Genomic DNA, 23188 nt, shown 5'->3' on the forward strand with positions numbered 1-23188 from the left:
ATATGAAAATCACGTCCCGCTTCAGAGATCTGCTTCACGACGCATCTGACCTGCCCCTCGTGTTCGAACAGCTTGGGTCGGTCGCCGAGGCGATCCATGCGCACGCGCACCAGTTCTCACAATGGTTTCTGACCGGCGACTCGAAAGAGGAAGCACACCTGTATCCAGCCTTCGAAAGCTGGAAGCCGACAGCCGCTGCGCTGGCAGTTTTGCGAACCGAGTTTGAGGGTGCGGAGCATCGCCCACAGATTATCTCGCTATGGGACGGCAGCGATGACCAGCGAACCGGCGCAACGTTGAGCTATCTCGTTGCCACGAAAGAGCGGCCGAAAAAAGTCGAAGCGGACTTCAACGACGAACACGTATTTTCAGCTGAGCAGGCCGCCGCCGTCGTCAGCGCCGTCGCCCAAATCACCGCGCCCGCTTATGTCACCGTCGAGCCGCAAGGGTACGTCGACAAGCAGGTATTCGACGACAAGCCCGGCGTCGGCTGGATGCTGTACTTGCCGAAGATCGTCACGCAACAGCAAGTGCCTGAGGCTCGCGCCCTCATCCCCGTTCCCGCCGACGGAAAGCAAACCGGCACGATCATCGTCAGCGTGACCGATGCCCCGTTCTCGATCGACGACCCCGAGCATGTCGAAGCAGCAAATCGCATCGAGATTCGCCTCGTCGACCAAGATTTGCTGCCGACATACTCAAGCATCTAGCCGCACCGGCGAGATCCCGTCAGAACAGCCCGACCGGCTGCGCCGCATCATCCCAACTGAAGATAATCAGCTCATTCCGGTCGACGCCCTTCCCGCCTCCGACCGTGTACTGCACCGGAACGGTTTCGATATGGAACCCGTCGAACACGCGCCGGATGTCCTGATGGTCGTTCAGGCTTACGATCGCCCGCCCCTTGATCGAGCGTAGCCGCTCCGCCATCGTTTCGTATTGGGTAAATGGAAACGCCACACCATAGCCTTCCGTCTCGTAATATGGCGGATCGAGATAGAACAGCGTATGCGGCCGGTCATACCGATCGATACACGCGGCCCAATCCAGGCGCTCCACAAACGTGTTCGCCAAACGCAAATGCGCTGCCGACAGTTCCTCCTCGAGGCGCAGCAGGTTCAGGCCGGGCGGCGTTGTCGTTGCCGTCCCAAACGTCTGCCCTTCCAGCTTCCCGCCAAAGCAACTTTTCTGTAGGTAGTAGAACCGTGCCGCACGCTGGATATCGGTGAGCGTTTCCGGGACCGTCTGCTTGAGCCACTCGAACACCTGCCGACTCGTAAGTGCCCATTTGAACTGCCGCACGAATTCCTCCAGATGGTGCTGCACGACGCGGTACAGGTTGACCAACTCGCCGTTGACGTCGTTGAGAACCTCGACCTTCGCCGGCGGACGCAGGAAGTACAACGCCGCCCCGCCTGCGAACACTTCGACATAACAGTCGTGCGCCGGGAAACGTGGAATGAGTTGATCCGCAAGACGGCGCTTGCCGCCAATCCACGGGATAATCGGATTTGCCATTGTGAAAGCCGTTTTTAAACTTCGTGTAGAATCCGGCCCGCCTACGTAGGTAAGCAGGGCCTTGGCTGATTCACTGGCACAGACAGTGTTGAAGCGGCCGGGGAAGATGCGCGAACATCCACCCGGTCGCCCTGTTTCTTCAGACGCGCCGATGCGCTATTAAAGTGACCTTGCCGCAGACTCGGGTGCCGCACCCCTGCCGTCCGAGCTGACCGTGATGTCCGGCGACACCGCAAACTTCGTGATGGCCGCCGCCTGCTTGTCTGCCCGCGACGACGAGCCGAAGAAATATTCCTTCGAGCCAATCACCATCGTGATGAGCACGCCGAGCAGCGTGTCGAGCGTGCTCTTCACGACGTCGGGCATCTTGATCTCGCAGATCGCGAGATAGAACTCCAGCCCAATCACCACGAACAGCGCCACGGTGTACATATAGGCGAGGTTCCGTGCCGTGTGATCGTGTTCGGTCGCCGCGTACAGCCGAGCGCTGGACCGATCGTCAGCGGCTACCTTGTCGGCTTGCACCTGAATGCCAGCCATGTTCTCGACGTGCGCGAATCCGGCCTGCCGCATCTTCAGTTCGAAATCCGCATCGGCCTGCTTCAGTTCGAGCAACTGGTCCGGCGTCATCGACTGGCCTGTCAGCGCGGCCTTCACGGCCTCGACCGAGTCACCGCCAAGCCCAAGCCTCTCGGCAATAGCCGACGCAGCCATGACCGCGACGCCCGGCACGCCCCCCGTTAGCGCCGTCACAAGCCACGGTGCGACCGTCTTCAGAATGTCCAGCATGATTACACCCCCAACGCGCGATTGAGTTGCCAGCCGTACTCGAACCTCTCATTATCAGGACGAGTCTCGGCCAGCTCGATATAGAAGACCGACTGCTGTGCCGCGATCATTCCGTACAGCACGCGATGGCCGTCCGCACCGCGCGCGGTGAGAAACGCATTCAATGCCCCAAGCGTCATCGTGCCGATTCCGCCATCAGCGCGAATGTCCGGAAATGCCTTGCCGTTCTGATTCAGCACATTCAGCGCACGCTGCATGAACTTCACGCCCGTCGCCGGCCCCGCGTTGACGCCAATGTCGAACAGCTTCTCTGCGAGCTGCGGCGAGATCGCGTCGACCTGGTCGAGCTTCGGCCTCGACCAGTACCGCGCCTCGTAGATTGCGACGGCAGTATTGCGCGGCATGTCCCGCATCGGTCCCATGTAGCCATTCGAACGGGCCTCGGCCGCCGTCACGCCCCACATCGTTCCTTCGAGCTTGCCGAGATACCAATTCCCGCGATCGTTCGGATCGCTCGAATACCCACCTTCGCGCCCAATCAGCGCGTCGATCTTCGAAGTAACGTTCACTGCTTCCCTCCCCGGCCGATGGCCTGTTCCAGTAAATCGATGCGCTGCTGCTGCAGCCGGTTGAGCGCATCGCCCTCGTTGATGTGTGTGAAGACCCAGACGATCGAGCCGACCAGAAACGTCTGCACCAAACCCAAACACACGCCGAGTACCCACATCGCGCCCGTCGCCTTGTTCTTCATCGCATCGACCTTCCGGTCGACGTCGGCGATATCGTCACCCAACTCACTGCGCGCAAGCTCGTCCGCCCGCGAACTGCTCCACAGCACACTGACGTCCTCGCGCATGGTCTCGGCGCGCACGGCCATCTCGGCAAGCCGCCGATCGAGCGCCGCCACCGGCTGCACCGATCGCTTGATCTCCTCGACGCTCGCCGCGACGGACCGCACCTGCTGTGTCAAGGTCGCGATCTGGACGGCCAGCCCCTCCTGCTTTTCGTCACCCATCAAACCCCCGTAAAAATGAAAAAAGCCGCCCGAGTTGCCTCAAGGCGGCTGCCACAATCGACGCTCGCGCGCGTTACTTCGGCGGCGACGCCACGACCAGATCGACCTTCTTCGTCGGCTTCTTGCCATGACCGACTTTCGCCTTCCCCTTGTTGCCGGCGTTCAGCTCAACCGACGTCTCCCACCCATTGCCCGAATACGTGTGCCGCACGGAATCGACTAGAAACTCGCCATCCGCCTCCTGCTTGAAACCCGACAGCTTCACGGTCTTCTCGGCCGATATATCCGCACGTCCCTTCATCCGCAGCACGCTGCGCGCCGTGTGCCGATTCAGTTTCGCGAGACGCGACTTCGCGCCGGCCTTGGCCGCCTCCGGACTGGCGAACGCGTGGCGCTCCGTGTGAACCGCTGCGGCGCCTGGCGGCGCATCGGGATTCGGAATCGTCAGGTCGATCTTCTTCCCGGTCTTCTTGTCGTGCACCTTCGTTCGCACTGCCGCGAAACTCGCACGGTCCGGAAACGAGATCTCGTAGTCGGTCAGGTCGCTCGGTATCAACATGATCGTTGGCAACGCCTTGCCGCTCGCGCTCTTGCCTCCACCGATCGGGCCGACGATCAGCTTCCCGGCCTTCACCGTCGCAGTCGCGCCGTAATGCCGTGCGATCCGCGTGATGAAGTGCAGATCGCTCTCGCCGAACTGGTCCGCACGCGGCACCGCCACGTCGACCGAGCACGCAGCGGCCCATTTGTTACGCCGCGCGACGTCACCGACGATGTCGGCCAGCGTCACATTCGTCCAGCTCCCGTTGCGCTGCGTCTTCGACGTCGCCCGCATGTTGGCCGGCCGGCCGCGGATGACGATCGTCGCGGGCAGCCCGCGCAACACGATCTCGTCAACGGCGTACTCGCCGAGCAGCGACAGCCCCTGCCCCTCCCATCCGAGCGAGACCTTCAGGGTCGCGCCCTTCAGCGGGAACCGGACCTTGCCGTCCCGGTCGTCCAACTCGATCTCGCATTCGTCCGCTTCGAGACCCGGCTTATCGGTTGTCTGGATCCGCAACACGCGGTCCTGAATCACGCGCGTGATGTCGTCGCCGTTCGCGACGACCTGAAAAATTGCCCGCATCGCGCCTCCCTTACGACCAGAGCTGAATCGGTTCGTCTCGCGGCACGTCGAGATCCGGAATCACGATCACGACGCCGGATCGGAACGGCTGCGCCTCGCGCGCGAGACCCGGATTGGCTTCGTACACAGCCTCGACCGTGCCGTTCAACGTCCCGTAATGGGCGTAGCAGAGCGTGTCGAGGATGTCGCCGTCACAGGTTCTTAAAGTCTTCGCCATAGCGGCCGAGCTCCAAACTGTAGGTTTGCTTGCGCGGCGCACCGTCCGACATCAACGCCTCCTGCTCTTCGTCTACGCTGTGCAAATACCACCGCCCAAGCACATCGCCAGTGCCGGCCGTCAACTGAACCGGCTTCAGCTTGGCACCGATCGCGCGCAGCGCCTCCAACTGGCGGAAGCCGGCGCCTAGCGACGGGAACACGACACCGGACACGGTGATCGAGTCCCCGCCCTGACTCACGGGCTGCTGAGCCTCTTCACGGTTCAGACGCTCCTGCGAAGCGATCTTGAACCGCGTCGAGCGCCGCAGCTTGTCGTAGGCCGCCGTCGACAGTCCGAAGTGGAACGCATCCCCGTCATCCGTTGAAAGCGTCAGCAGATGAGGGGTAGACGACCTCGCGCTGTCGAACAGGCCGGAGAAGACCGAACTCAGGCCCGTCGTCTGCGCAAACGACTGCAACGCCCCGCCCGTCTGCTCGCCGACGAGTGCGGTGAACTGTGTCTTCGCTTCGCCCAACGCGCCCATGACCGTCTGAGCGGCCGACTGAATCAGCGGATGATTCACTCCGCCGATCATCTTCAGCACGCTGCTCACGGCCGCGCCGGTCGCCGAGAAGCTGCGCATCACCGTGCCGATCTGCGGACTCAGATCGCCGGCCACCGACAGCAAACTCGTCGCCCCGCGCAGCAGGTCGGCGGCCGACGTGAGATTCCCCGTCGCGAGCTTCGTCAACGTTTCGACCGTATTCTGACTCGCGCTCCGGTTCCGATCGAACACGCGCACGACGTGCCGAACGCGCTCGGACGCAATGCTCGCCTGCGTTGCCGCCTGCGTCACACTGGAAATGAAATTCATCTGCTACTCCTTACAGGTGCGGCGCGTCGAACATGGCCGACCGGTTGCTCTTGCCCATCGACTCGGTCATCGTGCGCTGAATCAGCGGATTGATACGCGCGAGCAGCTTGTCCGCGATCTCCGCGTCCGTGCCGCCTTCGACCTTGATGTGGAATACCGGGGCAAACGAATTTTGTTGCTCGACCTTGAACGGCCGCGATTGCGGCGAATCCGGCCCTGCCGTCGCCGCCTTCGCGGCGACTCTCGCCTTGTCGCTGTCGCCGTCCTTCGATCCGGTCACCCAACGAGCCATCGCCCCAAGTAACTTCCCACCCGCGAACGTACCGATTGCACCGCCGAGGACACCACCGACAGCAGCGCCGATCGGCCCGCCGAGCATGCCGATCCCGGCCCCGAGCTTCGCGCCCACCACGCCCCCGGCAAGCGAGCCGCCGATGCCGGCGTACCCCTCGACCTTCCGTCCGATCGGCTGGTCGCTCCGTGCAATCGCATACGCGTCCTTGGCGGCGAATGCGACCTTCAGGACGCTGCCGGCGACCGCCAGTTTTCCGGCATAGGGTGCAAAGCGGCCGGCGACTGCGCGAAACGCACCGATGACACGCCCGAGCCGACCGCGCGGAACACGACCACCGCCCGAACCGCTCCCGGCCAGGTCGCCGAGCAAATCACCGGCCGCACCACCGAGGCCACCGCCCAACCCTCCGCCGGGCAGGTTCACCACAAACACGCGTTGCACGCCCCCGGCCGCACTGCTGAATGCGTCGAGCGCCTTGCCAAGCCGCCCGCCGGCCGCACCGCCACCGGACGCAACACTGCCCCCTCGTCGCGCCATCCAACCGCCGCGCAAAATGTCGAAGACCCCGCGACCGACGTTCCACGCGGCGCGGGCGCCTCGAACAGCAATAGCGGCACCAATGACGCCGACAACTGCCGCAGTCGTTCGCGGCGCAGCGTCCGACGCGTGCTGCACCGTTTCCCCCGCCCGCTTCGCCACCTTGCCAGCGAGATCCGTTACCGGCCGCAGGGCGTCGCCGATGCTGCGCATCGCGTCGTCCCACTGCTGCACGACCTCGCTCCAGATCTGTTTCGACGTTGCGCGCCGATCCGCGAGATCCTTCTCGATCTCCCCGTTCGCCTGCGCCGCGTTTCGCTTCAGGTTCTGGTACAGATCAGCGTTCTGCATGTAGGCCGTCAACGCTGCCTTGACCTGCATGTCGTTGAACAGGTCGCCGGTCTTCATCGTGTCTTCGAAGGCCCGCATCTGCGCCTGACGCTTGGCCGGATCCAGCTCGCTATTGAGCTGCTTCGCCACCGCCGCGAGCTGTGCCGCCTTCTTCGGGTCGACGCGTTCGATGTAGGCACGAGCAAGCACGAATGACGCCTCCAGCGTCGACCAGCCCTTGCCGATTGCCTCCTTCATCTTGGCTTCGTAGTCGACGCCGGCTTTCTTGTAGTTGCTCTCTGTCTCGCCCGAACCGATCTTCGAAAACCAGTTCTTGAGGTTGTTCGCCGCCTCATCGGCGCTCCCGGCCGTCTTCATCTGGACCTGCAGCATCGCGCCGAGCTGCGTCACCGAATCCTGCCCCGTTATGCCGATCTTCTTCATCTCGGCCAGCAGCACCGGAAACCAACGCGCCATGTCGACCGATTCGAACGACCCTTCCTTGCCGAGATACGCGATCGCTTCCAGCGCCTTCGTCATCTCCTTCGGGGCGGTGATGTCCGCGTTCTGCTGCAGCGCCTGAATCATCTGCGCGGTCTCGACGCTCGACGCGCCCTGCCCGACAGAGAACTTCGCGACCGCCGGGCCGAAATTGATCGCACGATCGAGATCCATCCCGCCAGCGACCATCTGGTTGACCGCGTCCGCCAGCTCGTTGCGTCCCATGCCGTTCGCCAGCGCATCGCGGCGAATGCGCTCGGACATCGTGCGCTCCTGCCCGGTGCGCGCGATGCCGGCCTTGATGGCGATATCGCGGATGATGGCCTGATACTGCGCGGAGACTGCGGTCGGGACCGCGACGGCAGCCCCGAGCTTCACCGAGTCGCCGACCGCATCGCGCATGCCCTCGCGGCCGGCCGCCAAACGCTCGTGACCGGCTGCCTTCAGTTCGAGACCGCGCACGGTCCGGCCGAGCCGGGCATAGGCACGATCGAGCCGGTCGACCTCGATGCCAGCATCGCGCAGCGAACGCAGATTGTTATCCAGCTTGCGCCGGATCCCGTCCGCTGCACTGTCACCCGAGCGGTGCAGGCGCTGAAACTCGGCCTGCAGCTTGATCGTCTCGCCAATTTGCCGCTGCCACATGCCGCGCTCGCTCGCGGTCCTGCGCAGCCCGACGATCTTCGAATTCGTGTCGGCGAACGCCTTACCGAGCGTCGCCGACACCGTACCGCCGATGACGATGCCAAGTGCAATATCTCGTGCCATGTCAGTCCTCGCTCAATCCGTCAGCCACCACAGCAAATCGTCGATCGTCATGTCATCAACCGACTGCGGCTGCGTCCCGCACTCCTTCATTAGCCGCCGGGCCAGCGCCTTCACCGTCGCGATGGGGAGCCGGACGAGCGGATCGAAAGGATTCGTACGCACGCTGCATGGCGTCGTAATCGACCATGTCCATTGCTTCGATGTCGTCGGGAGCCACGCCAGCCAGCGCCGCGAACAGCACGATCTCGCGCAGTTCGTCGTCGCCCTGCGCCTGCTTGCTCGCGCCACGCATGTCGCGAACCTTCGGGCGCCGCATCACCAGCTCGTCGCGCACAACACCGTCGAATGCCACGGGATACTTCAGCTTTACCTTCATGGTTTCCATTCAGCACCTCATAAATGACAAAGGGCGGTCTCCTGACCGCCCCTAAATAAATCGAAAAGTGACTTTGGTCGACATTGCCGCCGACCGCTGCGCTTACATGCCGAGCGCCTTGCGCACGTCGGCGATCTGATCGACGCCGTCGATGATGCGGATCATGTTGAGCACATCGATTTCGCAAATCACCGCGCCGTCGATCTCGGCCTTGTAGTACGTCAGTTCGGCCGTGTACTTCAATTCCGACACCGAACCCGGCTTCCAACTGCCGGGGTCGTATTCGGACAACATCCCGCGCATAACTAGCGCGACCGACTTCACCTTGCCGCGCGTATCGCGAAACGCGCCGCGAAACGTCGCATTGAACGCGTTTCCATCGGCCAGACCGAAAAATTTCAACACGTCTCGCTCGACGCTCCCCATCGAGAAAGCCGCCTGCAAACCCTCCATGCCCTGATCTACCTTGACGGGCGCATCCATGCCGCCAGCGCGATAGTCTTCCGTCTTGATCTTCAGCTTCGGCGGGCTGAGTTCCGGCGCCCGACCGGCAAAGCCGCGCCCGTCGACGTACAGCGCCATGTTGTTAAGCGTTTCCGGGACCATGCATCACCTCTTACGATTGCGTATCGAGAACTTCCGTCAGCCACTCGTTCGTGACTTCGAAGCGGAAGATCGGGTTTTCTGCCGGCGGGACGTCCGTGAAGCGGATGTTCCAGTACACCTTGCCCTGCTCAAGCTGCGACGCCGAATTGAGCTTCGGGTCCGGGTACACCTCGAAGTTGATGATGGCGCCCTGCAGACGAAGATCGCTCATGAACGCTCGCAGGCCCTCCGAGACATCCTTCACGTACGTTGCCGTGATACCGCGATCGACCGCCCACTTGTGGCCTGCCTGCACCGCGTCCATGACGATGTCGAGCGTGCGCACGCGCGTCACGAACGACCACTTCTGATCTGCGGACAGCGTGCGGTTGCCCCACAGGCGATAGCCACCATCGCGAATGATGGTCGTGATGAACGAGTTGTTCAGCAAGTTCGCACGGCAGGTTTCATCGCCGTCGAGGAATTCGATCGGCCGCTTCGTGCCGCTGATGCCGACAATTTCCTTGTTAGACGGAGACGCCCAGAAACCGATCGACGCATCGGTCTGGCAGAACAAGCCGGCAGCGTATGCGGATGCGGGCGCATCGACGTCGGCGTTCGCGGCCGTATCCCAATACCGGACACCGGGGTCGACCATGTACAGGCGCTTGCTGCCGAAATTCTTCGCGTACGCGAGCGCATCCTCGTCGGTCTTGTTCGGGCCGTCGATGATCGCGATCGCGCGCAGCTTCGCCGCCAGTTCGTCGGCGGCGGTCGCGACAGGCTGCTTCGCCGTGTGTCCAGGTGCGATCAGCAGCCGCGGCTTCAGGTCGAACAGCGATTTGCCATCGAGCAGTGCCTGCATGCCCGTGCGTGCACCTCCGGCCGACACGCCACCGATGATCGCGGACGTCAGCTCGGCGTCGGCCAGATCGGCCGCGACGCCGACCGCCACCATGACCGTCTTGCTCTGCTTGTAGATGCCTTGAATCGCGCGCGTGATCGCGCTCGTCTCGCCGAACGCGGCGACTGCGTCATACTCGTTCGTGATGCGCACGGGCACGTTCGGCTGAGCACGACCCGCACCCGGCGCGTACGTGTCGGCAATGCCGACAACCGACGTCGACGGCACCGCGATCGTGCGCGGCCCCGTGTCGACCAGCACGGTCGTCACGCCGTGAAAGAAAGAAGTAGCAGCCATTCAGATCTCCGAGAAAGCTACAAATAAAAAGGCCGCTCGATGAGCGGCCTGACATTCGGATGAATCGACACTCGGATTCCGGATGGGGAATTTTGTGCGAATCCCCGTGATTTCCGGCCGGCGAATCCCCGCCCACCGTCAATCCGTTGGTACATCGATTACCTTCTCAACCGGGACCGATTCCGGCGGCTGAGCCGCAGCAAGTCGCGCTGCGGCATCAGCTTCCAGTTGGGCCTTCACGGCGGCGGCGGCTTCCTCCGCCTGCGCAATGGTGACCGCCTCATCCGGCTCATCTGGCCAGACTACGTCGTCCGGGAAATTCGGAGCGCTCACAATGCGCACCAAAGCCATTTGATAGGCCGCCCACGCCTTGAAGACAGCTACCTCGGCCGCCGTCATCATCCCAGCGGAAAACGCGTCCGCCTTCCCGAAATTCTTCTGCACGGCGACGGCCCGTCGCTTCTCGAATGCGGCCATCGCGGCGTCGCGAGCACGCTTGGCGACGATAGACGGATCGACTGCCCAAGATTTTGTCACCTCGCTCCAGGTATGCTCGTCAGACGGACGAGGCGTATCCGTCAAGCCGGCCTCGTCCGGCGTGATACCGATCACCAAGATTTCCGCCACATCGCCGTCGTCCTTTCGATAGAGGCGCAGCGTTCGATAGTCCGGCACCAACGACCACGCGCCATCGCGGAAGACCGGCCACGTGAGGCGCGGCCTCTCCGGCAACGGCACGGACGTAGCAAATGCCGGCTCAAGCCACCGACCGGCGTTTAGCGGATCAGGATCAGCCAGGAAGCTGTTCAGATATTGCCCGGTCTGACTGTCGTACTGATGCAGAAACATGTCCAACTCCTTTCAATAGGCGCGAATCATTGCCAGTAATGCGAGGTTGCGCGGGCGCGCTTCGTTGCCGCCGTCGCCGTTCACTGTGATGGCGTGGATATGGTCGCCGACAGCGCCGATTCCAACGTTGTGAGCGTGGTTGCCTGCGCCTTCGGTATCAAATACGTGCGCGTGATCTCCGACGACGCTTGTCCACGGTTGTACTTCGTTATCGATCGAAAACACGCTGCTATTGCCGCCCCGATCGACATCGCCCATGCGTTGCGGGGTGTTGTAGGCAAGTTGGTGGCTATGCGCGCCAGCGCCCGCAGTTGCCCCGTGATGGCCGTGCCATCCCTGCGTATCGGTCCACGCGGAATGCCCATGCGCGCCCGCTGCGCCAGAAGATGCGCCATGTGCGTGAAACACGTTCTGACTACCTTGCCATGTTCCAATCCCGCGCGAAGCATCCGCGCCGCGCCCATCGTCCCAGCAACGCAGAAATTCGCCGCGCAACTCTGGCAAACGAAAGGTCGTTGCACCATTACCCTGCGAAAAGCATCCGTTGCTCCCCGCAGCCCATGCAGCATCGGTAACGAGCGCTCCGCTGGCCTGCGCATAGGCCCAAAGCTTTGGGTAGTCGGTACGCTTGATCAGTGCGCCATTGCACTTCAGGAAGCCCACGCGCGCCTGTGTGCGTGGCTCAAACACAATCTGTCCGATCACCGCGCCGTCGAACACGAAGTTCCCAAGGTCGTTCGCGTCGACCATGCATTTCAATCCGGAACCGTCGAGGCTCCATCCGATTTTGACCTTGTTATCGCCTTGATTTGTTCCACCCCCCTGCTGAACGGGCGTAAAACCAAGCGCAGGCTGGTAGTTCTGCGCCTTCACCCATGCGGTGTTCGTCACGATCAGGCTGTCGTCGTCAACGGGCGGCATCGGTGTCGTCGGCGTACCCGCGAACGCCGGCGAATCGAGCGCCGCCTTCAGCGCAAGCGCATTGGTGATCGTCGTCGCGAAACTTGGATCGTTGCCGAGTGCCTTCGCGAGTTCGCTCAAGGTGTCGAGCGTTTCGGGAGCCTGCGCAACGAGTGCGGCGACCTTCTCCGCGAGATCCGCGTGCGTTGCATATTGGGGGTGCGGGTCGCCCGCCGCGACGTGCGCTTCCAAGTCACTTTGCCCGGTCTCAATTGCCCTCTTCAAATAGCGCGTGCGGTTTGCGAGTTGCTTCGCCTGCAGGTTGTCGATACCGTCCGGACCACCCACTACCGGGTCCGACGTTTCAAGCTGATAGACCCCGTCTTCCCATCGCTCAGCCTCTATCAGGTTCGTCATACTGTAATGCTCCCTCTGGTGTATTGCCCGTCTCGACGCGCAACGCGGTTATGGCGAATCGGAACGGCCGCATAGTCGAGTGCGGCCAACTTGCTGCGCGCAGGCGCGTAGCGCTCGATTGCCTGCCAGAGCTTGTCTGCCTGATCGCGCGTAATCGGCACACCAAGCTTCACGATGTATTCCGCCCACGCACTCGCCTTGCCGTGCAGTTGTTCACCGTTGCGCAGGATCGAGCCATCACGTCGACGACCGCTGCGACCTTCGATGATCGTGACCTCGCCAAAGCCCAACCGGCGAATGACCTCACGCACTGCCCACGGCGTACCCTTCTTCCGGTGAAGCGCCATCGAGCCCTTCACCAGCGCACGCCGCGCGTCCTCGGATTCCGCCAGCTCCCACCCATCGACGGCGAACGCCCACGCGAGCCACGGCAACCATGCGGTCGGGCATCGATCGGCGTCCCACAGCACGCGCAAGATCTCGGGACCGACGCTCGGTCGCATCACGCGCGCGAGCGCCGCCTCTAGTTGTGTCTGGTTAGACGGTAGAAGTGGTTCATGCATCATCGACCTTCACCTCCAGATTGATGCCCGTGCAGTGCGCGAACTCGCGCGTGCCGCAAACGATGTTGTCGACAGGGACACGCAACTCGATGCGCGTGACTCCGCTATCCGGTGCGTGCAGCGCCCCTTCGATAGCTGATCGCGGCATGCCTGCACGAAGCCGTCGAGACTTCGCGACCACCCCGCCGAGCACCTTTCGCCGAGCGTCGAGCACGATGCTCGGATCCGGCCCGCCTCCGACATAGATCTGCGCGTCGATCGCATACTCGACCTTGATTGCTGGCTCGACCAAGACCGTATCGTTGAGCGGACGAACCGTCTCCGGCGAGACCTTGACGCGAACAACGTCCAGCAGCGCCTGATCCGGGACACCATCGTTTCTCGCAGACATGACCGTGAGCCGCACCGTGCCCGCCTCGGGTCGATCAACGGCGACATCGAGCACGTCGGCCGACGCATCCATCGCCAACGCGCGATATGCCGCGAACGGTCCCGCAACAGTCGCGCGCTCCATCGACATCTGCGACCGAAGCTTCAGCCGGTCGTCCGATTCCATCTGGCGTTCGACTGGTGGATTGGCTTCCGGATCGCCAGGGTCGACCACTGCGCGCTCAGTGTCCAGCAACGCCGCCAGATGCTCCAGGTCCGCCCCGGTCGAGAACGCGAGCATGACTGCGCGGGCCGCATCGTTGACGCGCGCAGCAGCGCGGATCTCGTCATAGGCCGCCAGCTCAATCAGCTTGACCACAGGATCCGACTTCAGCGCCGCCGTCCAATCGGGATAGATCGATTTGAAAAATTCCAGCTTCATCTGGAACGTAGCCTCGAAGTCGAGCACGTCGACGAGATCGGGAGGATCCAGTGAAGCGAGATCGATGATCGTCATGTTGGCACCTCGATTTCAACGGCAGTGCCGTCGTATTCCCCGCGAATCGCGAACGTTGCCCTACCGTCGATGACCGACAGCACCTTGACCTGAGCAAGTTTGATTCGCGGCTCCCATCGGCCGATCGCGCGGGCGGCCTCCGCCTGGGCCGCTGATATCCAGCCTCGCGTAATCGGAAGGTCTACCATCAGCGGAAGATCCGAACCGTACTCGGGCAGCTCGCGGCGACTACCCTTGCGCGTGCCGAGAATGTCACCGAGACTTTGTTTCAGATGGGCAACGCCGCTGATCGGGGCACCTGTCCATCGGTCCATGCCGACGAGCGTCCCGGACCGGCTCATCCGCGCTCCTTGAGCCGCTTGAAGTCCGGATGCGCATCGAGATATTCGATTTGCGCGGCGGTCGTCGCGACCGCTTCGCCAGACTGGACGTGCAGAACGTCGCCGCTCGGGAACACGATCACGCGGCTACGAAACCGCGTATCGAGAAACGTCGCACGGGCCGGGGCGGGCCGGCTAACGGTCTGCGGAGTGTCTTTTGTCATGGTGACTCCCTCAAAAACAAAACCCCGCCGAAGCGGGGCAAAGCAACTTTGCGAATGTGCGCATTACAGCGGCGGGGACACGGGCGCACCGTCACCCTGCTCCATGTGCGAGTGCTTGATGAACGACTTGCCGCCAATCTCGATGTCGTCCGTGTAACGCGCGCCGCCTTCCACCTGGACAGCGGGACCGCCGTCGCCCCCCTTGCCCTGCATCCCGCCATTGAACGTCAACCGCTTCTCGGTCGTCGTGTTGCCCGTGAAAGTCGAATCCGGGATGTCCCCGAGCAGTTGCTGCGTGCGCAGGGTCACGCCGTCCGCACGCAGTTCCAGCTCGGTGTCTCCAATCCGAAACAGGATTCGGCCACCGGCCGGAACGTCGACGCGATACTCGTGTCGCTCATGGTCGTAGACTTCGGACGCACCATCTGGGTAATCGGTCGCCGTCTCGTCGGGACTCGACCGGCCGGCCCCACCGTGTTGATCGGTGTAGTAGCCCGGTGCAACGAACGCGCTCGCGAGATCGCCGGACGGAGCCCATACCGCGACTTCCTCGTCGATCGACGGCGGACGCCAGACCCTGACCTTGCCGGCCGCGCCGGCCTGCCATTTGAACCAATCACTCACCCAATCGCCCACGCGCACCTTCACGCGCGGCGGGTCGTACGTGATCGCCTCGACGACTGCCGATTGCGTCAGGCAAGCCATGCGGCGATCGATCTCGCCCAGCTCGTAATCGATCATGCCTCTGCCCCCCCGGCATCCGTCGAGTCCCAATACTGCCCCTCGTTTCCGGGGCCGGTGTCCGGGGCGACTCCCCACAGGATCGTCCGCCCGTCCGGAATCTCGTCCAGCTCGATCCCAAGTCCGAATTCGTGCGTCCATTCGACAAGCCAGACGCAATACGTGTCGAACTGCGGCCGGAACGGATCTTCCGCAACCTGCACAACCTTGCCGGGCGTAATCGGCAACCCCCATGTATTCGCGTGTACCACCATCGCGACACGCGCCGCGACCTCGCGCACGGCCAGCTCGGCCCCCTCGTCGATCGGGTCGAATACGACACGCGCCTGCATGCGCGCGATCAGCGCAACGCCGCCGGTCCCATCGTCTTGACCGGGTTCGAACTCGCTCAGTTCGATCGCGATCAGGGGCGTCTCGATCTTCTGGCCCAGGCGCGGGTATGCCTCGATCCGCCTCATCTTCGGCAGCTTCGCCCGCATCCCGCACTCGATCGCGGCGTGCAACTCTTTCAGGTTCTCAAGCACGACGCATCACCTTCTGCAGTTCGTAGTTCACTTCCTGGCGGAGAATGACCATCAGCCGGGCCTCGCACGCCTTCGCAGCGCGTCTGAATGCCGGGTCGCCCGCCTGCTGCCATGCGACCGTCACCAGCCGGTACGGCATGCGTTCCTTGCCGACACGCTCGTAGATCGGCCCGCGCGGATTTCGCTTCGACTGCCGCCACGCGCCCTCGAACGACTGGCGGCCGACTCGCATCCCCTTGCGCGTCCTGGTCGCGTTACCGAGGCGATGCGCCTCGATCGGGTTCAGGCCGAGCCACACCTTGCCGGTATCTGACGAGCGCAGGAAAAAATAAATGCGGTGACGAATCACCTTCTGCGGGATTTTCGTCGCCGCTCCGACCTCTTTAGCGGTCTGGCTCTTGATCCACGCTGACGTCTTGCGCAACGTCCGCCGCCACGCAGCCTGCATCGCGGAAGGCGGCAGCCCGTGCAGAACGGCAGTCGCCTCCTTGATGTCGATCTCGATCTGCATGTTGTCCATATGGCCTACTGGAGAATGAGAACCGTCCAGCCTGTCCCGTCCGGATGCGCCTCAAGCACGCGATACCGTTCGCCGTTCGCGATCAGGATGCTGCCCTGCCGCACGACGCCCGCATCGCCGTCGCGAAGATGAAACACGGGCGCTACCAGCTGCGTGCGCTGACTGCCAAGATCCGGCCCGAGCCAAGGCGCCGCGAACATCCCGTCGACAGGCTTGCCGTCGATCGTGGTGCCCGTGTCGCCAAGGTCGCGCAGCACCGCAGCGTCGACGTCCGCGATCAGATCCCGGAAAGCCATGTCACGCCTTCAGACGGATGCACGCGCGCGGACGCGTGCAGAGGTGGATCGGATTCGACTGCGCCTCGATCTCGACGCCCTTGTTGAACGGCATCAGTTCCTGCCGCGCATAGTACGGCAGGCCGATCGTGTTGACGGCGTCGGTGTAGTCGCCCGGTGCGAAGCGCGAAATGAACAGATCCGGCACGCCCTCTGGCACCGCATACGCCTCATCGGGACCGACGAACGGGACGCCGCCGACTGCACCGCGATACCGCTCGAACACGATGCCGTCCAGTTCGATCGAACCGCGCGGATCGCCGCGCAGCGCAGCGGCGGCCGCCGTGTTCAGGAACGTTTCCTTGACGGTCGGCAGTGTCAGCAGCTTGCGCCAGAAATTGCTGCCGCAAAACGCGCGGGCACCCGTGAAAGGGACATTGCCGAGCGCGTCTTCGATCGCTTCGAGCGTGTCTTCGTTCTTGATCCGAATCTCGGTCTTCGCGCCCGAAAGCTCGTATTCGACGACCTGCTGCTCGATGCCGAAGCTGTCGCGCAGGTTCGCGACGACGCGCTTGCCGTCCGCATCGAAAATCACGCCGCGAATCGCGCCGAGACGGTGATATTCGTGCGTGGCGTCGAGCATGCGCCGCATCTTCGCCAGGCGACGGTTGACATAGTTCTGCAGCGTTTCCAGCTCACCATCCGAACCGAACGCGCGCAGATTCTGGATCTCGTCGGCCTTGATCGACGCGCGCTGCGGCAGGTGCACCGTGTTGAACGGGATCAGGTTCGGCTTGCTGCCAGCCACGTTCGGCGCAGGCGTGCCGCGCTCCCCCGCTGCAACGAGCGCCAGCTTGTCGCCGTCGCGCTCGATCTGCACAACCGTCGTCGTGATGCCTTCCTCGTCGAACATTCCCGTCGAGCTGATGCGGCCGGGCACGTATTCCTGTTCGTTGATCGCCGCGGTCATCGACGACAGCGAGAAAGCGTCGTCGTTGAAAAGGTTGATGTCTGCCATTTTTGTTCCTGAAATGCAAAAGGCCGCGCATCTCGGCGCGGCCTTCGGATTAAGGGGGGGGCCGCTTCGATCAGCGGATGACGATGTGATGCGATGCGAGATCGTCGCGACCGGCGGCATCCAGCCCGGTCAGCAATCGCCCGTCGACCTCGGCCAGACGCATGATCGCAACACCGCGACGCGCGACACCCGATTCGGGCAGCCACGAGTACAGGATGCCGACCGCGATCTCTGCGCCATCCTCGCCAGCGTTGTCGTACGGCGCGTACTCGCCCGTCGCGGTCGCGCCGAGCAGCGTGCCAGCCACTAGTGCGGGGCCGGCCGCCACCGTGACCGCATCGCGCGAGATCGCGCCCGGCCCTTCGGAAATCAGAAATTCGCCGGGCAAGGTGCCCATCGTCTTGATATTCGACATTCAGCGCTCCTTTCAGCGTTGAGAAGTTGAATTGACCACGCGGCGGGCCGCGTAGATGTCCGAGGACCGCACCGTGCGACCACTCGCCTGCAAAATCGGCGTCGATTTCGGGTCCGGCCGGCCGTTCACGGGCTGCTGTGACGCCGCCAGGCGGTCGAACAGCCGTGCACGCACTTGATCCGGCGCCAAGCCGCTCGCCACGAACTGCGCGGCCAGATCCATCTGATTCGCCGCGAGGCAGATCCCCGCGATGTCCGTCGCACTCTGGATCGCGCGGTCAACCGTGTCGCGATCACGCAGGCCCGTCACGGCAATGACACCCTCGGCGCAGTCGCTCAGGTTTGCTTCGCGCAACGTGTTGAACACGTGCGTAGCGAGCGCCCCGACGTCGGGCACAATGGGCGCGGGCGGCGTCGACGGTTCGGGGGGCGAAGCCGGCAGCTCGGGCTCCGGCGGCGCATCGCCGGCCGCATCGATCGCCGCCTGGACAACATCGGGCACGGACGAGAAGCGCGCGAGCAGCGGCGCTGCGCCCGCCGACGCGGCGAGCTTTACGGCTGCCTCGATCGTGTCGCAGAAGCCCTTCTCCTTCGCCTGCGCCGCCGTCAGCCACGTTTCCGAGTCCATCATCGCGCGCACCTCGTCTTCCGACAGGCCGCTGCGATTGACGTACGCCGCGAGAATGCCGGCACTGGCGTTGTCGAGCAGGTCCGCGATGCGCCGGAAGTCGTCGGCCTCGCCCGCCGCGATCGTGTGCGGATGGTGGATCATCAGCATCGCGTTTTCCGGCATCTCGATCTCGTCGCATGCCATCAGCACCAGCGACGCGGCCGACGCCGCAATCCCGTCGACACGCCCCTTCACCTTGCCTTTATAACGCCGCAGCGCGTTGTAGATGGTGAAGGCGTCGAACACGTCGCCGCCCATCGAGTTGATCGCGACGACGATCGACGACGCATCAGCCGCCGCCGCGTCGAGCTGCGCAATGAATCGCTCGGCGTCGACGCCCCAAAAGCCGATCTCGCTGTAAATCCGGATCTCGGCCACCTTGCCCCCCTCCGCGTTCTCCTGCGCACGGATATCCCACCACTTTCGATTACGTTTCACTTTGCCCTCCCGTCGTATCCGGCCCGCTGTCGGCCGGCACCTGTGTGTCATAGCGAAGCCCGAGCCGCTGCTCGCGCGCTTGATCCGCCGCACTCTCGGCGTCCACCTGTTCCGGATCGTCGCCTCGGGCCAGCACCGCACCCGTGCGGCTCGCCAGCCCTGCCCGGATCTCCATCCGTTTCGCCGTAACGTCCTGCACCGGATGGATGTACGGCCAGCCCTGTGGCACCCACCGAACCCGCAGGTAGTCACGACGCGTTCGGTAGTAATTCGGCATTGGCATCGCACCCGACAGCACGCAGGCGTCGACCCACCAGCGCCATACCGGACGGCAGAACTGATGGATGAACACGTTCCACTGCAGCTGCTCGACCGAGCGGCGAAATTCGTTCAGGATCACGCGCAGCACGCGGTCGCTGACATCACGCAGGTCGCCGGTCAACACTTCGTACGGCATGCCGACCGAAGCCGCTGCCGCCATCAGTTGCTGCCGCATAAACGGCGCATAGTCGTTCCCCGCGCCCGGCGGGGCAGCGAACCTCACGTCTTCGCCCGGCGCCAGCTCCTGCATGCCGCCGGGTTCGAGTGACACGACCGGCGAGAAGCCGTCGACATCGGTCTCGATCGGCCCGCCCGTGACCGGATCGCCGAGCGGCCCCAGCTCGGCGTGAGGCTTCACGATGAATCCCGCAAACAGGTTGCTGACCTCCTGCCGGAACAGCACGGCATCGTCGAAGTTGTCGAGCGAATGCAGCCGCAGCAGCACGGTCGACAGCTCCGGGACGCCGCGCACCTGACCGGGCCGCAGCGCAAGAAACACGTGCGCGATCTCGTCGGCGGGCACGCGCACCGTCTGCGTGCTGTCAACGCCCGCGCGGTTGTACTCGCCCGGATGTCGACGCAGCAGGTGATACGCAACGCGCCGGCCCTTGTCGTCGAATTCAACGCCGTTGACGATCTCGCCACCGGGCACCGGCCCGTTCTTACAGACCGGCAACAGATCGCCTTCGAGGAGCTGCACCTGCATCGGCACGGCCAGGCCATCACGTCGGCCGCGCAGTCGACGCCGCACCAGCACTTCGCCGTCGCTGAAAAACGCCCGCGCGGCCAGCGTTTGAAGTCCGGCCAGGTCGAACAGGCCGTCCGCGTCGATCTCCTCGCCGCTTTCGTCCCAAAGTTGCTTTTGGCGCTTACGCGTTGCGTCTTCGGGATGCTGCGGATGCGCCTGAATGCCCGAGCCGATCGTGTTGGAGACGAGTCGCGCGATCGCGGTCTTCGCCCACGGGTCGTTCCGGATCGCATCGCGCGCACGGTGCCGAAGCAGCGGCAGGTTCTGCACCGCCGCTGTATTCGGCCCCGCGCCCGACACTTTCCACGATTTCGCCCGCGCCCCGCCGGTGCTCGCCGACTCGTATGCCGCTGCTTTCAGCCGCGTCGGCACGACGAAGCCGCGCTGCGACAGCATCGGATAGGTTCGGCTCATCGCATTCCCTTTCCTGCATGTCGCAAGCGCACCATGCGCGAACGGCCGCTCGCGCCGTCGAGCGCACGAATGACCTCAGTCTGCGCCGCCCGCAGTTCGTCGATCGAGCGATACCGCACGCGACGATCGGCGTACTGCACCTCCATCTCGCCCTTCGCGATCGCCGACTGGATGCGCTCCAGATCCTGTTTTGTGTATGCCATGCGATTCCCTCGTTTAGCGGCGCTTCAGGTACGTCGAGCGTCCGACTCGCCGGCCCTGAATGCGCGAAACCCCGCTCGGGGGCGGGGTTCCAATTGGTTTCGCGCCCGGCTGCACCGGCTCGGTCGTCGGCGGTGGATCGACATCCGTCTGCACAGCCGGCAACGTGTCGACCGGCAACGCTAACGGCAGCGCTTCGAGTATCGGGACAGCTTCGAACAGCGACGCCTGCGACACGCGCACCTGCTCGACGCGCCAGTGCGCCTCGGTCATCAAGTGCGTTTTGACGCTACGCGCCGCGTGCAGCGCGTAGACCTCGCAGTCGAGCGCTTCGTTACGGCCGCCCGCCTTCTTCTGCCAGACGCGTTTCGTGCCAATCCGGCCCGGCACCTTGACCTCCGCCGTCACCTGCGCGAGATAGTCGGAACGCACACCGACGTACCAGTGCATGCGCCCCGGTCCGTCGCCGTCGAGCTTGAGCCGGTTGTCGAGGATCAGGTCTTTTGCCTTGCTGACCCCAACCATGTACGGGCGCAGACCGTACTTTGCTGCCTTGCTGTTGTTGCGCGTCGAATCGACCGACGCCTTCGGTACGCTGAAAATCTCCGCATTGACCTCCGTGCTGCCCTTGATCGCCAGCACGTTCAGCCCGGCCCGCTGCGCAGCCCGCACATATTTGTATACGGCGTCCGACGTCGAGCCGTCCGACGAGTCGATCGACGTCGCCCGAACACGCAACATGCCGCCGGTCTCGTGCCGGTAGCCATGTGTCACCAACGCGGTCAACGCGCCCCATACGCCGCCCGACAGCGCGTCGGCCTCCTGATGCAGCACATTGCCGTGGATCTCGTCCCACGCAACGAGCCAGCTTTCCTCGCCGCGTCCCCACGCACGCAGGATGATCGCGAGCCGGTCGTGCTGCACGTCGACACCGAGCGTCAGCAACAAACCGCCGGCCGGCACCATGAACGCGGCATACGGCATCGCACGTTCGGCCAGCACGTCCAGTTCAGGCAGATCGCTCTTGTACTTGTACGGCCGCCCCTGCGAGTTGTTCACGAACGAACGCATCTTCGTGTCGTCGCCCTCGCGCAGCGCCTTCTCGGCTGTCAGCCACTTCTTGACCAGCTCCGCCATGCGCGAGCCGGGGAACGGCGACACCAGCTCATTCAACCGGAAGCCGGCGACGCCGTGAAACGACGCCGTCGCAACCCATCGACCGTGCCGGACCGCACGCACGCGCGCCGAGTCGTCCCACAACGAGCCGCAATGTGGGCACGTATAGCGGGCCGAATCCGGCCGCGCCCGGCCGAACACCTCGTGCGCAACCTCTGCGTCCTCGCTCCAGGTCACGTTCTCCCACGCCAGCTCATGCTCGTCGGCACAATCGGGGCACGGAACCAGATAGATACGCTGATCCGATGTCAGGTACGCCTGCTGAATGCGCGAGAAACCATCGACGGTCGGCGTGCCCCCGAAAATGACTTTGCGCCGGCTGTCCGAATAGCTCTTGTTCCGCTCCTCCAGCAGCGTGATCGAATCGCCCTGCTCGCGCACGTTCGTGTTCGCGTCATCCGGCTCTTCGACCGCGACGACCGGGGCCGGTGTCGACTTCACGTCGTCCGGTGCGTTCGACGTGATGAACTTCAGAAAGCCGCGCGGGAACGTTTTGTGATCCCACAGGTTGTTCTTGTCGCGCGCAGCATGCACGGGCAATATCGCCGACAGGCGAGGCGTTACCTCGACCATTGGCTCGAATTTCTCGATGTTGAACTTCTTCGCCGACTTCTCTTTCGCGAACATGACGATCATCGGACACGGGTCGACGTCGATCCGCTTGCCGATGTAGTTCAGCAGCACGCCGTCCGTCCACGCGACCTGCGCCGACTTCATACACACGACCTTCTGCACGGTCGGATCGTCGAGCGCATCGTGCATGCCGAACACCCACGGCGTGATGTTCGGGTTATAGCGGCCCGGCGCCGCCGTCGCCTTCGCGCTCATCCGCCGATGCTTGCGCGCCCATTCCGTCGTCCCGATCCGCTCGGGCGGATGCAGAAGCTGCGCGATCCGGTGAATCACCGCCCGGACCGTCTGCGTCGTATTCAGAAAGCTGCTGAAGGCATCCATAGACATGCTCGTTCAACCATTCGACGTCGACCTCGACGCCGTATAGCGTGCGTAGCTCCTGCACCAGCTTGTCGGGCAGCGCTAGCAATTCCGTTTGAAATGCGCCGACCATCTGGCCGTACGCCTGTTCGAGTTGCGCTGCGTTGACGAGCTGCCCCTTCCTCTCGGCCAACGTCAGCAGCTTGATTTCGCGATCGACGCGTTCGGTCATCGCACGCTCGGCAACGAGATCGATGCCGGTCTCGCTCGCGCGGCCCGCCGCGATCTCGCGCAAGTGCCGGATGTACTCGATACGCACCTCGTCCATCGACACCGCTTTGTAGTCGAGCCGAACCTTGTCTACGAACCGCGAAACGGCGGACTGGTCAAGGTCGAGATGCTCGGCGATCTGTTGTTGAGTGGGCATGAATATGACCCCCTATGGTCGCTCGCCAGTAGAGAAAAGACGCGGGTACGAGCCCCCGCGCGTCGGGCCGGCTGTAGGGTCCCCAGCCGATCGAA

Annotated in this window: 29 protein-coding genes; 1 reads left to right on the plus strand and 28 read right to left on the minus strand. The window is 63.6% G+C overall.

Going from position 1 to position 23188, the window contains the following annotated elements:
* Positions 1 to 2 precede the first annotated feature (2 nt).
* Positions 3 to 710: an immunity 52 family protein gene (locus tag FAZ69_RS22565; RefSeq protein ID WP_136897322.1), complete on the plus strand. Its 708-nt coding sequence runs from the start codon at positions 3 to 5 to the stop codon at positions 708 to 710.
* Between the two features lie 19 nt (positions 711 to 729).
* On the opposite strand, the gene FAZ69_RS22570 is transcribed toward FAZ69_RS22565, so the two are convergent.
* The 28 genes from FAZ69_RS22570 to FAZ69_RS33370 form a co-directional block, all read right to left on the minus strand.
* Entirely contained in the window at positions 730 to 1518 is a 789-nt protein-coding gene (locus tag FAZ69_RS22570; RefSeq protein WP_136897323.1) for a DNA adenine methylase, read from the minus strand.
* 159 nt (positions 1519 to 1677) lie between these two features.
* Entirely contained in the window at positions 1678 to 2307 is a 630-nt protein-coding gene (locus tag FAZ69_RS22575) for a hypothetical protein (RefSeq protein ID WP_136897324.1), read from the minus strand.
* A 2-nt stretch (positions 2308 to 2309) separates the two neighbouring features.
* The gene (locus FAZ69_RS22580) at positions 2310 to 2876 is read right to left on the minus strand and encodes a glycoside hydrolase family 108 protein (RefSeq protein ID WP_136897325.1); all 567 of its coding nucleotides are present in this window, start codon (positions 2874 to 2876) and stop codon (positions 2310 to 2312) included.
* The gene (locus FAZ69_RS22585; protein ID WP_136897326.1) at positions 2873 to 3322 is read right to left on the minus strand and encodes a hypothetical protein; all 450 of its coding nucleotides are present in this window, start codon (positions 3320 to 3322) and stop codon (positions 2873 to 2875) included. The genes FAZ69_RS22580 and FAZ69_RS22585 overlap by 4 nt, the downstream gene beginning before the upstream one ends.
* A 73-nt stretch (positions 3323 to 3395) precedes the next feature.
* Positions 3396 to 4448, minus strand: coding sequence for a phage late control D family protein (locus FAZ69_RS22590; protein WP_136897327.1), 1053 nt, complete (start codon positions 4446 to 4448; stop codon positions 3396 to 3398).
* Positions 4449 to 4458: 10 nt separating this feature from the next.
* Positions 4459 to 4665: a tail protein X gene (locus tag FAZ69_RS22595; protein ID WP_136897328.1), complete on the minus strand. Its 207-nt coding sequence runs from the start codon at positions 4663 to 4665 to the stop codon at positions 4459 to 4461.
* A complete protein-coding gene (locus tag FAZ69_RS22600; protein ID WP_136897329.1) occupies positions 4640 to 5521 on the minus strand; it encodes a phage tail protein in 882 nt (293 codons plus the stop codon). Before FAZ69_RS22600 ends, FAZ69_RS22595 begins: the two co-directional genes overlap by 26 nt.
* Before the next feature lie 10 nt (positions 5522 to 5531).
* Positions 5532 to 7952 (minus strand): phage tail tape measure protein, encoded by a 2421-nt coding sequence (locus FAZ69_RS22605; protein ID WP_136897330.1) that lies wholly within the window; start codon positions 7950 to 7952, stop codon positions 5532 to 5534.
* Between the two features lie 55 nt (positions 7953 to 8007).
* On the minus strand, positions 8008 to 8337 hold the full coding sequence (locus FAZ69_RS22610; protein WP_136897331.1) for a phage tail assembly protein: 330 nt from the start codon (positions 8335 to 8337) through the stop codon (positions 8008 to 8010).
* A gap of 93 nt (positions 8338 to 8430) precedes the next feature.
* Positions 8431 to 8934, minus strand: coding sequence for a phage major tail tube protein (locus FAZ69_RS22615; RefSeq protein WP_136897332.1), 504 nt, complete (start codon positions 8932 to 8934; stop codon positions 8431 to 8433).
* 10 nt (positions 8935 to 8944) lie between these two features.
* Complete coding sequence (locus FAZ69_RS22620) at positions 8945 to 10114, minus strand: phage tail sheath subtilisin-like domain-containing protein (protein WP_136897333.1); 1170 nt, start codon at positions 10112 to 10114, stop codon at positions 8945 to 8947.
* 138 nt (positions 10115 to 10252) lie between these two features.
* Complete coding sequence (locus FAZ69_RS22625) at positions 10253 to 10963, minus strand: tail fiber assembly protein (protein WP_136897334.1); 711 nt, start codon at positions 10961 to 10963, stop codon at positions 10253 to 10255.
* A 12-nt stretch (positions 10964 to 10975) separates the two neighbouring features.
* On the minus strand, positions 10976 to 12280 hold the full coding sequence (locus tag FAZ69_RS22630) for a phage tail protein (protein WP_136897335.1): 1305 nt from the start codon (positions 12278 to 12280) through the stop codon (positions 10976 to 10978).
* Complete coding sequence (locus FAZ69_RS22635; RefSeq protein ID WP_169708738.1) at positions 12277 to 12843, minus strand: phage tail protein I; 567 nt, start codon at positions 12841 to 12843, stop codon at positions 12277 to 12279. Before FAZ69_RS22635 ends, FAZ69_RS22630 begins: the two co-directional genes overlap by 4 nt.
* On the minus strand, positions 12836 to 13729 hold the full coding sequence (locus tag FAZ69_RS22640; protein ID WP_136897337.1) for a baseplate assembly protein: 894 nt from the start codon (positions 13727 to 13729) through the stop codon (positions 12836 to 12838). Before FAZ69_RS22640 ends, FAZ69_RS22635 begins: the two co-directional genes overlap by 8 nt.
* Positions 13726 to 14070 (minus strand): GPW/gp25 family protein, encoded by a 345-nt coding sequence (locus FAZ69_RS22645; protein WP_136897338.1) that lies wholly within the window; start codon positions 14068 to 14070, stop codon positions 13726 to 13728. The genes FAZ69_RS22640 and FAZ69_RS22645 overlap by 4 nt, the downstream gene beginning before the upstream one ends.
* A complete protein-coding gene (locus FAZ69_RS22650; RefSeq protein WP_136897339.1) occupies positions 14067 to 14273 on the minus strand; it encodes a hypothetical protein in 207 nt (68 codons plus the stop codon). The genes FAZ69_RS22645 and FAZ69_RS22650 overlap by 4 nt, the downstream gene beginning before the upstream one ends.
* 63 nt (positions 14274 to 14336) lie before the next feature.
* Positions 14337 to 15014, minus strand: a complete 678-nt coding sequence (locus FAZ69_RS22655) for a phage baseplate assembly protein V (RefSeq protein ID WP_136897340.1) — start codon at positions 15012 to 15014, stop codon at positions 14337 to 14339.
* Positions 15011 to 15538, minus strand: a complete 528-nt coding sequence (locus FAZ69_RS22660; protein WP_136897341.1) for a hypothetical protein — start codon at positions 15536 to 15538, stop codon at positions 15011 to 15013. Before FAZ69_RS22660 ends, FAZ69_RS22655 begins: the two co-directional genes overlap by 4 nt.
* Entirely contained in the window at positions 15531 to 16058 is a 528-nt protein-coding gene (locus FAZ69_RS22665; RefSeq protein WP_136897342.1) for a phage tail protein, read from the minus strand. The genes FAZ69_RS22660 and FAZ69_RS22665 overlap by 8 nt, the downstream gene beginning before the upstream one ends.
* Before the next feature lie 5 nt (positions 16059 to 16063).
* On the minus strand, positions 16064 to 16354 hold the full coding sequence (locus FAZ69_RS22670; protein WP_136897343.1) for a head-tail joining protein: 291 nt from the start codon (positions 16352 to 16354) through the stop codon (positions 16064 to 16066).
* 1 nt (position 16355) lies between these two features.
* Positions 16356 to 17351: a major capsid protein gene (locus FAZ69_RS22675; RefSeq protein ID WP_136897344.1), complete on the minus strand. Its 996-nt coding sequence runs from the start codon at positions 17349 to 17351 to the stop codon at positions 16356 to 16358.
* Positions 17352 to 17421: 70 nt separating this feature from the next.
* Positions 17422 to 17766, minus strand: a complete 345-nt coding sequence (locus FAZ69_RS22680; protein WP_136897345.1) for a head decoration protein — start codon at positions 17764 to 17766, stop codon at positions 17422 to 17424.
* Positions 17767 to 17778: 12 nt separating this feature from the next.
* On the minus strand, positions 17779 to 18873 hold the full coding sequence (locus FAZ69_RS22685; protein ID WP_136897346.1) for a head maturation protease, ClpP-related: 1095 nt from the start codon (positions 18871 to 18873) through the stop codon (positions 17779 to 17781).
* A complete protein-coding gene (locus FAZ69_RS22690; RefSeq protein ID WP_136897347.1) occupies positions 18863 to 20356 on the minus strand; it encodes a phage portal protein in 1494 nt (497 codons plus the stop codon). Before FAZ69_RS22690 ends, FAZ69_RS22685 begins: the two co-directional genes overlap by 11 nt.
* Entirely contained in the window at positions 20353 to 20559 is a 207-nt protein-coding gene (locus tag FAZ69_RS22695) for a phage head-tail joining protein (protein ID WP_136897348.1), read from the minus strand. Before FAZ69_RS22695 ends, FAZ69_RS22690 begins: the two co-directional genes overlap by 4 nt.
* Positions 20560 to 20572: 13 nt before the next feature.
* Positions 20573 to 22639: a phage terminase large subunit family protein gene (locus tag FAZ69_RS22700; protein WP_369407761.1), complete on the minus strand. Its 2067-nt coding sequence runs from the start codon at positions 22637 to 22639 to the stop codon at positions 20573 to 20575.
* Complete coding sequence (locus FAZ69_RS33370; RefSeq protein ID WP_169708734.1) at positions 22524 to 23093, minus strand: MarR family transcriptional regulator; 570 nt, start codon at positions 23091 to 23093, stop codon at positions 22524 to 22526. The genes FAZ69_RS22700 and FAZ69_RS33370 overlap by 116 nt, the downstream gene beginning before the upstream one ends.
* Positions 23094 to 23188 lie beyond the last annotated feature (95 nt).

Source organism: Trinickia terrae (genome assembly GCF_005144415.1).
GTDB lineage: Bacteria > Pseudomonadota > Gammaproteobacteria > Burkholderiales > Burkholderiaceae > Trinickia_A > Trinickia_A terrae.